Annotated in this window: 10 protein-coding genes and 1 tRNA gene; 9 read left to right on the plus strand and 2 right to left on the minus strand. The window is 42.2% G+C overall.

The window, feature by feature from the left end; all coding sequences use genetic code 11:
• Nucleotides 1-42 precede the first annotated feature (42 nt).
• Both Q0895_RS10565 and Q0895_RS10570 read left to right on the plus strand, forming a co-directional pair.
• Nucleotides 43-861, plus strand: coding sequence for a hypothetical protein (locus Q0895_RS10565; RefSeq protein WP_299188696.1), 819 nt, complete (start codon nucleotides 43-45; stop codon nucleotides 859-861).
• Between the two features lie 72 nt (nucleotides 862-933).
• Nucleotides 934-1,009, plus strand: a tRNA-Arg gene (locus Q0895_RS10570).
• 245 nt (nucleotides 1,010-1,254) lie between these two features.
• On the opposite strand, the gene Q0895_RS10575 is transcribed toward Q0895_RS10570, so the two are convergent.
• Nucleotides 1,255-2,025 (minus strand): IclR family transcriptional regulator, encoded by a 771-nt coding sequence (locus Q0895_RS10575; RefSeq protein WP_299188697.1) that lies wholly within the window; start codon nucleotides 2,023-2,025, stop codon nucleotides 1,255-1,257.
• Between the two features lie 240 nt (nucleotides 2,026-2,265).
• On the opposite strand from Q0895_RS10575, the gene Q0895_RS10580 reads away from it, so the two are divergent.
• The 7 genes from Q0895_RS10580 (at nucleotide 2,266) to Q0895_RS10610 (ending at nucleotide 12,638) form a co-directional block, all read left to right on the plus strand.
• A complete protein-coding gene (locus Q0895_RS10580) occupies nucleotides 2,266-3,447 on the plus strand; it encodes an iron-containing alcohol dehydrogenase (RefSeq protein ID WP_299188698.1) in 1,182 nt (393 codons plus the stop codon).
• 64 nt (nucleotides 3,448-3,511) lie between these two features.
• Nucleotides 3,512-5,002, plus strand: coding sequence for a CoA-acylating methylmalonate-semialdehyde dehydrogenase (locus Q0895_RS10585; RefSeq protein ID WP_299188700.1), 1,491 nt, complete (start codon nucleotides 3,512-3,514; stop codon nucleotides 5,000-5,002).
• Between the two features lie 234 nt (nucleotides 5,003-5,236).
• On the plus strand, nucleotides 5,237-7,744 hold the full coding sequence (locus tag Q0895_RS10590; protein ID WP_299188702.1) for a CoA transferase: 2,508 nt from the start codon (nucleotides 5,237-5,239) through the stop codon (nucleotides 7,742-7,744).
• Between the two features lie 87 nt (nucleotides 7,745-7,831).
• Nucleotides 7,832-9,502 carry a BCCT family transporter gene (locus Q0895_RS10595; protein WP_299188705.1) on the plus strand — a complete coding sequence of 557 codons (1,671 nt, stop codon included), beginning with the start codon at nucleotides 7,832-7,834 and terminating at the stop codon, nucleotides 9,500-9,502.
• Between the two features lie 194 nt (nucleotides 9,503-9,696).
• Nucleotides 9,697-10,488: an enoyl-CoA hydratase-related protein gene (locus tag Q0895_RS10600; protein WP_299188707.1), complete on the plus strand. Its 792-nt coding sequence runs from the start codon at nucleotides 9,697-9,699 to the stop codon at nucleotides 10,486-10,488.
• Nucleotides 10,489-10,708: 220 nt separating this feature from the next.
• A complete protein-coding gene (locus Q0895_RS10605; RefSeq protein ID WP_299188709.1) occupies nucleotides 10,709-11,047 on the plus strand; it encodes an enoyl-CoA hydratase/isomerase family protein in 339 nt (112 codons plus the stop codon).
• A gap of 685 nt (nucleotides 11,048-11,732) precedes the next feature.
• Nucleotides 11,733-12,638, plus strand: a complete 906-nt coding sequence (locus Q0895_RS10610) for a LysR family transcriptional regulator (RefSeq protein WP_366139945.1) — start codon at nucleotides 11,733-11,735, stop codon at nucleotides 12,636-12,638.
• A 24-nt stretch (nucleotides 12,639-12,662) separates the two neighbouring features.
• Here the strand turns inward: Q0895_RS10610 and Q0895_RS10615 are convergent, their stop codons facing one another.
• Nucleotides 12,663-13,973 carry a DUF3100 domain-containing protein gene (locus Q0895_RS10615; RefSeq protein ID WP_299188711.1) on the minus strand — a complete coding sequence of 437 codons (1,311 nt, stop codon included), beginning with the start codon at nucleotides 13,971-13,973 and terminating at the stop codon, nucleotides 12,663-12,665.
• Between the last annotated feature and the right edge of the window lie 44 nt (nucleotides 13,974-14,017).

The raw sequence follows: 14,017 nt of genomic DNA on the forward strand, positions 1-14,017 counted from the left end.
AAATTTGAACCATATATTAAAATATAAGATGAGCGGTAACCTATGAAAGACTACAAGCTACTATTGGCAGGGCTGATTTTATTAATACTCGCTATTTTTATTGGTATTTTTGCTTGGCTATGGAGCAGTAATCGTAAAAATATAGACCCTCTCCCAATTATGGCAAGTACAAACGAAGATACCTCTACTGATGATGACAACTCAGCTACTACTAGAACCTTATATGTGCAAGCAGAAGACAGATTACAAGTTCCGCTAGATGATGTCATCGTCCGCTTTGAATCACGCTATCCTAAGCTACAAGTGTTGGCGCGCTACGTAGAGACTGATGAGCTATTAGACTTACCAGATCTCAGGGATTCTAATAATCCTACGGCCTTCGGCAACAACGCGTCTAATGGAAGCTCAAAGTTTATTGTCAATACTGACATCATTCTGGCCAATGATAAGATAACTAAAGACCGCTTAGCACCTTTGCAAACATCTTTTAAAGCGTTGCAGGCTGAGCGTAATGAGACTGTCGATACCGCTGATACCAACTTAGAGAATGACGATAAACGTAAAAATGCTGAAACGTCAACCGATAATAAAGAAGCGCGAAATCTATCATCTTTTAGCTATGCGCTAAAAGATTCTGAAACAATAGACGGCGTTATTTTAACAGAAAATCCTGCTGCTACGAATTTTCGTAACTTCTTACTCTCAAGTGTGGGCCAAGACATCCTAAAACAGCATGACTATGAAAATATTGAAGGCTACAGAAACGATGTGAATGACTTATTTAACCCAACATCGCGAGCCAAACCTCAAGCAGATGAAAGCTCGGTACAGGTGGCTGATGCCCTTAGTAATGGCGCATAGAGATACATTATTTTTATTTGTCGTTGCTCATTGCTTTTGGCGGGGCTTTTTTTTACAATGTCACTCCATAATGCGCCTATAGCTCAACAGGATAGAGCAGTTGCCTCCTAAGCGATCGATCCGAGTTCGAGTCTTGGTGGGCGCACCAATCACATATAACAAAAGACCCTTGTAAGCCACGCGCTACAAGGGTTTTTTCTATCTAGCAGCAGTACTATACGGTTGCTATTTTAGGTTTTACTGTTGAAACCTCTTAACGCCTTTAAGGTCAAGTCATGATAAAGAGAAAAGACGACCAGTTAACGAGAGCCCTATCAAATTTACTCATTTTAGCTAATGAAAAGTAGATTAGAATTTTTCTTAACGTATCACCCTATTATGCCGTCAATAACTTTATTCATAGTTTTGATTGAAAATAACTGATAGCTCATTAGCAGCCTCTTGCATAAGAGGTACATAGCTGAGCAACTCTTCTAGACTTTTTCTCACTGTCGGACCATGTGTAAACACTGTGGCAAATGATTGTTGATCCCCATTGGGAATCATGACTGCACACGCTACCATACCCGGAATAAACTCCTCATTATCTACACCTACTCCCGTCTCACGCGTTGCAGCGATCGTTTGCATTAATTGCTTCTTATCGGTCTGAGTTTTGGTCGTTAGTGCGTGTAACGACATTTTCTCAACGATGCGCTCGCATTTCTCATCCGATAGCTGTGATAACAATAATTTACCACTAGCACTGGCCCAAACAGGAACATGAGTGCCCGACGGTAAAAATATTTGTAGCGGCCAATCCGACATAACGCGATCGATATAAACCACATCTAAGTCTTGTAAAATCGAAATACCTACCGTCTCTCCTATTTTTGCTGACAGCTCATTTAGTATGGCTAATCTTTCATTTTTGAAATCACTGTTTTGTAGTAAATTCATGGCAAGCTTATACGTGCGTTTTCCGCAAGTTACCTTCCCTGGTAAATCTAACTGAACGAATCCAAGATCCTGCAATTGATCCAATAATCGATACATGCTCGGCACCGGCACTTCTAGAATTTCAGCGAGGTCGCTGACACTCATTGGTCTTTGCGAGCGAGCAAGCACTTCTACTATCTGTAAAACACGCTCAACACTTGAGCCCTTCTTTTTAGTATTACTCATTATTTCGTTTAAACCTCTAGCTGACTCTCAGCGAATAAATTTATTTATTATAACGATAAAATTTACGCTTTTGCGTCTTGCTATTATAAAAATATTCTGTTACTTTTCACATAACGATAAGATTTTTATCATTATGTGAAATTAATATTTAAATACTATCCACTTTTGTGAATAGTGCGTATCAGGATTGAGCTACTACCAAGCTTATATCTGAAGTCATTAATTCAAGGATGAATAACTATGTCACACAGTATTCTACTTCCAAGGACAATGGAAATTGGACGCGATGCCTGCAAAAAGCTACCAGCAATACTGGCCAGCTTAGGGATAAAAAAACCGCTGATTATCACTGACGAAATGATGGTTAAACTCGGCTATGTCGATAATGTTCAGGCTATTTTGAAAGAAACTCAAATCAGTGCTGATGTGTTTTCAAATACGGTACCCGAACCTACCGAAAGCTCTATTGAAGCAGGCGTCTCTCAAGTCAAAGCGCAAGATTATGACGGTCTGATTGCCTTAGGTGGCGGCAGCCCTATCGATAGTGCTAAAGCTATTTCCATCTTAGGTAAGTTTGGCGGGGTCATGCGTGATTATAAGTTCCCTCGTCAAGTAGATGAAACTGGCTTACCTATTGTTGCCATACCTACTACGGCTGGAACAGGATCAGAAGTCACACGCTTTACCATCATCACTGACGACGATAACAACGAAAAATTATTGTGTGTTGGTATGGGATTTATGCCCATCGCGGCCATTATCGATTATAGCCTCACACTCAGCGTACCGCCGCGTACTACCGCGGATACAGGTATCGATGCGATGACCCATGCTATCGAAGCGTATATCAGCCCAAAACGTAATGCTTATAGCGACCAACAGGCACTCGCAGCTCTACGCTTAATTGGACCCAATATCCAAACTGCTTATCACAACGGCAACGATGAAACAGCTCGTGAAGCGATGATGCTTGGCTCTACTTTGGCAGGTATTGCATTTTGTAATTCGTCAGTTGCCTTAGTGCATGGTATGAGTCGTCCAATTGGTGCTTTTTTTCATGTACCGCATGGTTTATCAAACGCCATGCTACTACCAACGATTACCGAGTTTGGCATCTCTAGTGCACCCGATCGTTATGCGGACTGTGCGCGCGCACTAGGAATATCTGATCATAGCGAAACAGATGATCAGGCAAACGTCAGTTTGGTCAATTACTTAAAAAACTTAAACGATGAACTTCATGTTCCCACATTGGCACAATTTGGGGTTCAAAAAGCGGATTTTGATGCCCTCATCGATACGATGTGTGAGCAAGCCTTCGCGTCAGGCTCACCCAATAACAACCCTCGAATACCCAATCATGAAGAAATGACTCAGCTTTATACCATGCTATGGGATAACAGTAGTACGAATCACCCATAAAACTAAAGTCGTCTTCATTTAATCCAAACCCATCAATAACACACATGTTTAAAGGAAATAAACTATGCAAACTATCGGACACTTTATTAACGGTAGCTTAGTAAATAATGACAACCAGACTCAAGATGTTTACAACCCCTCAACTGGTGAAGTTAGCAAAAAAGTTGCTTTGGGCGGTGAAAAAACAATCGGTGAAGCGGTAGCTGCTGCTAAAGCTGCTTTTCCAGCGTGGAGCAAAACATCACCATTAAAGCGTGCGCGTGTCATGTTCAAATTCAAAGAATTGCTCGAGCAAAATGCAGATGAAATTTGCCGTTTGATTGGCGAAGAGCATGGAAAAATTGTTCACGATGCTGCAGGCGAGCTACAACGCGGTATTGAAAACGTTGAATATGCTTGCGGCGCACCTGAGCTTCTCAAAGGCGAGCACAGTCGTAATGTCAGCACAAATATTGACTCTTGGAGTGAGTTTCATCCGCTAGGTGTGGTCGCTGGTATAACACCCTTTAACTTCCCTGCAATGGTGCCACTATGGATGTTCCCTATGGCTATCGTTTGTGGCAACACTTTTATCTTAAAACCGTCTGAGCGCGACCCAAGCTCTACGCTATTTATTGCCCAGCTATTGCAAGAAGCCGGTCTTCCAGAAGGTGTAATCAATGTAGTAAATGGTGGTAAAGAAGCTGTCGATGCTATTTTGCATCATCCGGATGTTAAAGCTGTGAGCTTTGTCGGCTCTACCCCTATTGCTGAATACATTTATACGACCGCTGCCGCACAAGGCAAACGCTGTCAAGCTTTAGGCGGTGCAAAAAACCATGCGATTGTTATGCCAGATGCGGACTTAGATAATGTAGTGACCTCATTGTTAGGTGCAGCTTTCGGCTCATCAGGAGAGCGTTGTATGGCGTTATGTGTTGCAGTAGCTGTCGGTGATGAAACGGCCGATAAGATGATTGCAGCATTGCAGCCTGCTATTGAAGCACTAAAATTTGGCGTTCATTCAGAAAAAAACAACGACTTCGGTCCTGTCATTACCAAGGCGCATAAATCTAAAGTAGTAGCGCATATCAATAGTGCTGCCGATCAAGGTGCAGAATTGGTTATTGATGGCTCTGATGCTACTCCAGAAGGTTATGAACACGGGTTTTTTGTCGGTCCGACACTGATCGACCATGTCACTAAAGAAATGGACAGTTACAAAGCCGAGATTTTTGGTCCTGTCTTACAGGTCATCCGTGTTCAGACCATGAGCGAGGCGGTACAGCTCATTAATGAACATGAATATGGTAACGGTACTTGTATTTATACCCGAGACGGAGAAGCGGCGCGTCACTTTATCGATAATATTGAAGTCGGCATGGTTGGTGTCAATATTCCACTACCGGTACCTGTAGCATCCCAAAGCTTTGGTGGCTGGAAACGGTCATTATTTGGCGACTTGGCCATGTATGGGCCAGATGGCGTGAGATTCTTTACTCGACGCAAAACCATAACGCAACGCTGGCCAAGCGCGGCAGTGAGAGATGAAAAGCAATTCTCTATGCCAACTTAATCATATCCCCTATTAAGAGCATTATTCTATAAGTGCTCTTAAACGCAGTAGTTTGTATGTGAACAATTTGTGCTTGCTTCTTTCTCACCCCACTGGTGAATGGATCGCAGGCACTCTGAATATATAGTTTAGTAGCTACTGGTCTCTATGATATCGCTCCTAACTAAATTTTGATTTTTAATAGTTCTAATTTTTAATAGTAATAGCATAATAAAATTCTAAGGATGGATGACTATGCAAGCAACTCATGAATTGCCACTCGTCGGTGTCAAAGTAATCGATTTTGGTCAATATATCGCTGGGCCTGCTGTAGGTATGATGCTTGGCGACTTAGGCGCAACCGTGGTCCATATAGACCCACCGTCAGGTCCAAAATGGCAAAGTCCAGCTAATGCTGTATTAAATCGTAATAAATTGATGCTGAGACTCGATCTTAAAACAAATGAAGGACTAGCACAGGCTAAGCAATTAATTTTGGAAAGTGACATCGTTATTGAAGGTTTCCGTCCTGGGAAAATGGCAGAAATGGGGCTCGATCTGGTAGCACTGCGCGAAGAACGTCCGCAATTGATCACCTTGTCCATCCCTGGATTTGCATCGAATGATGAACAGCGCCGTGAGCTACGTGCCTATGAAAGCATTGTATCAGCGAGCTCAGGTGTGTTTACTGACATGGGTTTAAACCGTGTACTAATGGGAATCAACCCATCGTTTTCTCCTCTCCCGCTTCCCTCTGCTTATGGTGCCATGCTGGCAGGTTCCGCAGTCGTTTTTGCACTACAAGCACGTGAAAATACTGGGCTCGGCGATGCTATTGAAGTTCCTCTTGCAGCGGCGGTCATGGAAGGCCTTTGCTACAACTCAATAGAGATCGAGGATCTACCTAAGCGATACTTGACCCAACGTGAAGTTGAGATTCAACGCCGCCGCGTTGAAGGTATTCCTATGAACATGGACTACGAAGCACTACAAGAGTTGCTCGATCCTTTTTACCGCAGTTATATGTGTAAAGATGGGCGTATGTTCTATGTAGTATGCCCTAGCCATAAGGATCATGCTAAGCGTTGTTTGCAAGTCTTAGGGTTATACGATGAACTAATTGATGAAGGCTTGACCGAAGAAGAAGATACCTATTTGCCTTCAAGTCAGTGGACGTCTGATACCTCGCTTGGCGTTTATCCTATGCCAAAGCATTGGGCAGATCGTATTGCTGAAAAAATGAAAGGTGCTTTTTTACAGCGTACCTCAAAAGAGTGGCAAAAGATTTTTGGGAAACGCGGTATACCTGGAGCGCCGCAGCGTTGGCTACAAGAATGGATCCGTGATGATCATGCTGAAACCGCAGGACTCATGATTGAGGTCGATGATCCGACCTATGGCAGGATGATTCAGCCAGGCCCCATTGTTTGGTTAGAAGAATGTGGTGAGATGATGTTACAACCCAAGCCCCCAGAGCCTACTGACTTTGATACGGCGTTTAGAGAACTGAAGGCTATCAAAACCAAGTTGCCCTCAGTCAATAATCTTAATGAAAAACGTGGTTGGCTAGATGGCGTCAAGGTACTTGATCTTTGTAATGTAATTGCTGGTCCCCATTCGGCAGCTTATTTAGCGCGTTTTGGAGCAGAAGTCATTAAGCTTGATCCTGCCTCTCCATTTTATGACAGTTGGAATACTGTTATTTATGGTATGTCTCAAATGACAGGTAAACGTTCCATACTTGCTGATATTCGTTACGGAAAAGGACGAGAAGTATTTGAGAAGTTAGTCCAATCCGTTGACGTCATTGTTTGGAATGCGACCGACACGCAAATTGAGAAAATGGGACTGGATGCTGAAGGCTTAAAAGCATTAAATCCAGAAGCCATTTTCTGCAAGCTTGATTGTTTTAGTGGTGTCCGCAAAGGTCCATGTAGTGACTTTATAGGCTACGACGATGTGGTACAGGCGTCTACTGGCATCATGTTACGCTGCGGCGGCGCGATGGATACGCCAGAGGAGCATGCTCACGTCGGTACTATTGATGTGATGTGCGGCTTTGGTGGCGCGATGAGTATTGGCGTGGCGCTATATCAAAAATATCGTACAGGTCGTATTGGACGCGGTTGTACCTCGTTAGTCGCAAACAGTGCCTTACTTCAAATCCCCTATTGTTATGACTTTGAAAAACGTGGTCTGTTCGATGAGCCGTCAGGCCGTGAAACCAATGGCCACGATGAGTTAACGCGCTTTTATTATACGTCTTCAGGGAATTACTTACTATTAAATGCTTATGAAGTCGATGTAAAAAACTTTGAAAACGTTGAGGGCTTAGAAGGGTTTAGTGAGCTTGACAAAGATGAGCGTGCGGTATTTTTATCGAATACCTTTCAAAAAGCGCCCGCTCATGATTGGATTGAGCGCTTGCAAGCGGCTGATATTGCGGCTGTAGTCTGTGCTGATATCAATGCGTTACGCGCTGAATATAGTCGCGTAGCAGATGGCACGTCAGGTACTGATCGTGGTAGTTATTCTTTTTCAATTTATGAGAATCATCCCAGTGGTCATAAGGTGACGCAGCTTGATCCCTATGCTATTCGTCCTTCGCATAGCATCGTATATGCACTACCTCGTCCTGAAAAGTTTGGGCAATCCACGCGTCAAATAATGCTGGAGCTTGGTTATAGCGAGGCAGAGATTGAAGCCAGTATTGCGAGTGGTGAGCTGAGCGATAGTTGGAGCAGTGAGTTTTTACCGAGTTAAGAAACGATAGGTATCAAGTCAATAAAGGATTGTAATGCTTGATACCTATTTAAATAAACGAGTGAAAGACTATCTAAAGGATTAGACATGAAACGTACAGATAAAAAACCTTTGACTAAGTTGCCAATTGAAGTCGCAACATCAGGTTTTTATGAGGGGTTTAATAAAGACGTTACGATTACCGCTAAAATTTTACTGGGTCTGCTCATCGTTTGGGCCGTCGTATTTCCAGAAAACTCAATGGCTGTTTTGGGGTCAATCAATAGCTTTTTACTTAATAATTTTTCAATCTGGTATATCTTTTCCGTCGCTTTTTTCTTAATTTTAGCTTTAGTTCTGGCTGTTATACCGCGCTATGGAAAGCTGGTTTTAGGAGATAAAGAGGATAAGCCTGAGTTCTCCAACTTTTCATGGTTTTCTATGATCTTTGGAGCTGGTATTGGCGTTGGTATGTTGACCTTTGCAACCGCAGAGCCGATGTATCACTTTGCCAATAATCCTGAAGTTATTCAGGGTATGGCGACAGGTTCTGGTGCTGACAATGTTCGCTATGCTTATAAATGGGCCTTTCTACATTGGGGGTTTAGCGCATGGATTTGTTATTCCCTAGTCGGATTATCTATGGCCTACTTTGCTTTTCGACGTAAGCTACCCCTCACCATTCGTTCAGGTCTAGCGCCGTTATTTGGTAAGAGGTTGTCAGGCAAACTTGGTAATGCCATCGATATTGTCGCCGTCATTGCTACTATTTTGGGCGTTGCACAAACGTTAGGATTTGGAGTTGAGCAATTTGTATCTAGCATGCACCGTGTTGGATTGGGCGATTGGTTACTGAACGCTGATGGCAAATCATCAACAGCAGCTATCATCGTTGCCCTTGCCGTCATCGTTGGTGTTGCGACCCTATCTGCGCTTTCTGGGGTCGGTAAAGGTATCAAATGGCTATCTAATATCAATATGAGTTTGAGCTTTGTTTTGTTTGCATTTTTCTTAATATTTGGTTCGACCTTCTTTGGCTTACAAGCTTTTTTCGTAGGTCTATTCGACTATGTCGTCGCGCTTCCTGAGCTACTAATTACGGTCTGGCAGCCAGACGGCACACAAGTCGGCGACACGCTTGCCACTTGGCAAAAAGACTGGTCAGTATTTTATTGGGCATGGTGGATTGCTTTTGGTCCCTTCGTTGGGGTGTTCTTTGCGCGTATCTCACGGGGTCGTAGTATTCGATCTTATCTATTTGGTACCGTCGTCCTACCCGCTCTGATGTGTTTTATCTGGTTCTCAGTGGTAGGTGGTACCGCGATTGATTTAACGCTTAACGGTATCGCTGGTGATGCTATTTCAGGAGTAGGTCAAGAAGCTCAACTATTGGCAATGCTGGATGTGATGTTGTCCTCAGGTTTCGCATGGGCCATGGCGATCTTGGTTTTGATCTTACTATTGACCTACTTAGTTACCACTTTAGATTCGGCCATTCTAGTTATCAATACAATTAATTCAGCGGGTAACGAAGGTCCAAAAGGCCGTCCACATATTATCTTTTGGGGCGTGATACTAGCCTTGGTGGTTGGAGTTCTACTGACTAGCGGAGGACTCGGCGCGATCAAAACGGCTATGGTGATCGGTGCCCTACCTTTTAGTTTTGTCATGGTGCTCATGGGAGTGTCCCTTATAAAAGCCATTCTCTATGATACCAGTCATGCTAGAGCAGATACTGTGGATTCGGTCGATGACTCTCAAATTGAAGGATCGTACTAATGGCAGCGCTAGACCATATTGTAGAACATTTATCCTAGAACATCTGCTTAGGTGTTCTAAATTCTAATCATCCTCCTGTCAGTCTAAAGGCTGGAATTTGCTGCCTCTACCTTTAACTACTAGGTATTCAGCTATCAAAAAGATCTGCTATGGCTTTTCATATGCAGGTAAATACAATCTAAACGGAGTGAACAATGCAAAACCAAACTTTTGGAAATATTGATTTCAGTATAGAAAACCAAGTGGGTTATATCTCTATCAACAATCCACCTGCCAACACGTTAAGTACAACCACACTCAACGGACTATCTAAATGTTTCAAACAGGCGCAAGCAGATCAAAGCATTAAGGTAATCGTAATAACCGGTACGGGTAAGATGTTTGTCGCTGGTGCAGATATTAAAGAGTTCACCGAAGCGTTTAATGATTCTCAAAAAGGCAAAACACTATCACAAGACGCTCAGGCCGTTATGAATACTATTGAGGCATCTACCAAACCTGTTATTGCGGCAATTAATGGTGCTTGTTTGGTTGGCGGTTTAGAGCTTGCTATGAGTTGCCATTTGCGTCTTGCCGCTGATGAGGCAAAGTTAGGTCAACCAGAGTTAAATCTAGGTCTGATACCTGGTTTCGGCGGTACTCAAAGACTAGCCCGTATTACTAACAAAGCCAAAGCCTTAGAGCTGATCCTTACAGGTCGATTTATCGGTGGTCAAGAAGCGGAAAAAATTGGTTTGGTTAATAAGTCAGTACCGCTTACTGAATTAATGGATGAAAGCAAAAAACTCGCTGAATCTATTGCTCTTAATAAAAGCGCAGAATCTGTCAAAGCGACGCTCATAGCCGTCAATGAAGGCATGACAACCACTTTAGAAAAAGGCTTGGAGATAGAAGCCGAACAGTGGGCGCAGCTGTTCGAAACAGAAAATATGGTCGAAGGCGTTAACGCCTTTATGGAAAAACGTAAACCTGATTTTAAAGGGTAAATTTTTTTAATTGTTAGTAAGCTCAATTCAAAGCATGGTTATCGTTATACTGATTTAGATATATAGCGGTCATCATGCTTTATTTTTTATAATGACTTTAGAACAAGTTTAATCTCGTGTAGCTCAAACAATATAACGAATAAGGGGATACAAATGGTTGTTACATCAGAAGTAAAAAACGGTATTGGTTGGTTAAAAATAAATCGACCTAAAGTCTTGAATGCTATTAATACAGAAGTGGTTGAACTTACGAAGTGATTCAATTAATGGTAATGAGTGGGCCACACAAGAACTAAATAACATTCTTTCAAAGTCGCCTACCTCATTAAAAGTTACATTGCAGCAATTAATAAATGGAAAAGATAAATCCCTTAACGAATGCTTTGAGATGGAAAAGGACATGGCCATTCATTTCATGGATACAGCTGACTTTTATGAAGGTATTCGTGCCGTTTTAGTTGATAAAGATGGTTCTTCAAAATGGGTTCCGAGCAAATTAAAAGAGCTAACTGAGTCGGATATTGATCACTATTTTTCAAAACCTGTCAAAACACTATAAATCTAAAATAAAAGCAGATACTTGAGTATGAACTACCAGAACCTTCTCTAGATTATTCAATTTTTTATGCGTTGAGTGCTTTCAAATCTTTAGAAAATTGGGAGGTATTAAGCTTTGCAACTGCACTATTTAAATAGTTAATCCTTATTTAACTAAAGCGTAGCTGGCATACAGCTGATGACGTTATGTTTTGTCAGGACTAATTATACCACTATCCCCACAAGCTATGGCCTTTATGGAATAATTTTGTTAATAAGTAAAGTAACGCTTAATGCTTAATGCTTAATGCTTAATGCTTAATGCTGCAAGAAGTTGGACTGCCCAAATTATTCAATCTAATATACTTATGTATAGTAAATTTAAACGTAAAAGACGTTTACAGCCTTTGCATTAGTAGTTTTACTTCCCATAGCTTTTTATACCGTTTCTCTTTAGACTAGGACTGCATCAGTCGGGGCAATTAAGCTATATTTGTGTTTTCATAACCTCAAATATAACATCTTTGCTTTAGCTGGCACCCCTCCATTATTTAATCAGCATATTTACTCAGCATAATTTTTGATACATTACCGGAACTTTTACAGGGCCGACTAAATAGTATATCGACACTGGCCATCTTTGCTGCATCCGTGGGTCAAAATGCTGCACTTATTTAATGAGAACAAGAACAGAGCAAGAGGAAGTAATGACAGAGATTAATGGAAAGCGGTTATCCTATCTTTATGAGGCTGTAACTATGGGTACAATCCGGGCGGCAGCAGATAAGCTCAATATTGCTCCCTCGGCTATTAGCCGGCAAATATCTCTGTTAGAGGAAGAATTAGCATGCATTCTTATTGAACGGCATCGTAAAGGAGTAACGCCAACAGAAGCTGGTAGTATTCTCTTGCAGTTTTATCGGGAATCGCTCTCCGCTGAAGAGAATTGTGTTTCCAAATTACAGGCGTTGTTGGGATTACAACGGGGACATATAAAATTAGCTATGGGTGATGGCTTTGTTGGGGATTTGATGTTGGGCCCACTATCTGAATTCGCCCGTCTATATCCGGCGCTGACGCTTTCAATCAGTACTGGTGGATCAAACGAAGTGATTCGTCAGGTTGAGGAAGATGAAGCACATATCGGTCTAGTTTTCCATCCCAGCAGTCATCCACGCATCCGCTCACAGGTTGTAAGTTGTCAGCCAATGTATATTATTATGTCCCCTGACCATCCGTTAGCCAATCAAGATAAACCGATGCAGTTGAAGGAGCTTCTAGAATACCCAGTGGGGCTGGCTGAAAGTCGTTTTGGCATACGTCAGTTACTAGCGATGGCCGAATTTCAACAAAAAATTCGATTTAACCCCATTCTAACCACTGACTCATTCGCTGTACTAAAGAATTTTGCCCGCTCAAATATGGGATTTACCTTTCTACCGTATTTTGTAGTGTCCAAAGAAGTGAAAGACGGACATCTGGTAGCAATCCCTATAGACAATGCGCTACTGGCAAGCGGTGAAGCTCATATTGTAACTCGGTTGGGTCGTCATCTATCCCAAGGCCCGCATGAATTATTACAACATCTAAAGTCATGGATGAAAGCTTTGTAAGCGGGCGACACGACTTATCGCTGTTTACAACAAAGCCTGTGCGATAATCGCCGAGCCTAAAAAAGTACCAGTAAAGGTTAGCAGCGCTACAATAGCAATCTTAAAGCCAGACTTTTTGAATAAGTCCACCTCCATTTGCGAGATAGCGAAACCTGCGTAAGCTAGTACCGGGGTAATGAGTTGTAGCACACCCAGCTTATCAGTCTCGACTAAAACATAGTCACTAAATGGAAACTGCGGCAGCGATATCAAAATAGCGACAATAGATATCCAAGCAATAGCAGGCACATTAATTGGAATGACTCGTTTTAGTAGTATGCCAACGACACAACAGCCAAATAATATGAGCATACCAGGTAACGCAGCAATCGGATTAAAACCTTGTCCAACCCAATTACTCAATAATAGCACGCCGCATATAGCGACCAATAATGATACTGACTGCCATACTGATAAGATAGCCTGCTCTTGCAAACCAAAATCCATGGCTTTACTGATATCAGCGCCATTATTTTTTCTGAATTTACTGGTAACTTTGTATAAAAACTCAGCGGCTGGTAGCGCTATGAATAAGCTGACAAACAGACCTGTAGCATAGGTAAGCAAGTTAGAAGTCGCGGCAAAGGCAGTAATGGTCTCCTCTTGCGCTGGGACAGTCTCTGCTAGCGCTGCTGAACAGGCACCCATCATACTACCACTACCGATACCACAAGCCATTGCTAAAGCACGTATATCTAGAATGTCTAAAGAGGCAATGACCCCTGCCATAAGTGAAAAATAAATTGCACCAAATAAAGTACCCATCACATAGACACCCATTACGCCGATACCTTCAGCACTCTGAAGTCCATACTTATCAGCAATTAGCGCAATATTAGGCTCACGAGCAATTGAGTGAGTGGCACCAATAGCCTCTCTTCCCATTCCAAACACCAATACAGCAACAGGCAAGGCGATAACGGCAGTAGCTACATTGCCTAACTCTTGTAGTAAAAGGGCGGGACCTGCAGCTATTATTTCTTCTACTTTAGGGCCGACGCCAACGCCAAATTTTGCAATGAAAGGCATGATACTTAAAAGAACGGCGTAGCTTGCAAATTTTGCTCGGTCTTTAGAGATAATCGCTTTCATTGAGGGTATAACGTTGGGGTTCAACAATATTGTAAATATGAATGCGTATAGCAAAGGCAGTAAGACTAATGTACCAATACCAATCGGAATCTTAATGATTCCAATCCATTCTGCAAGTAACGATGTAGCAATCACTAGTAAATGCAGCTTCCAATCAAATAAGCGCTTCGTCATTGTACTTGATAGCACACTGGTATTATTCATAGCAACTCCCTTTGCATTTTATGATTTCTAAGTTTTTTTATTAT

The sequence above is a fragment of the uncultured Psychrobacter sp. genome, assembly GCF_947495825.1.
Classification (GTDB): Bacteria; Pseudomonadota; Gammaproteobacteria; order Pseudomonadales; family Moraxellaceae; genus Psychrobacter.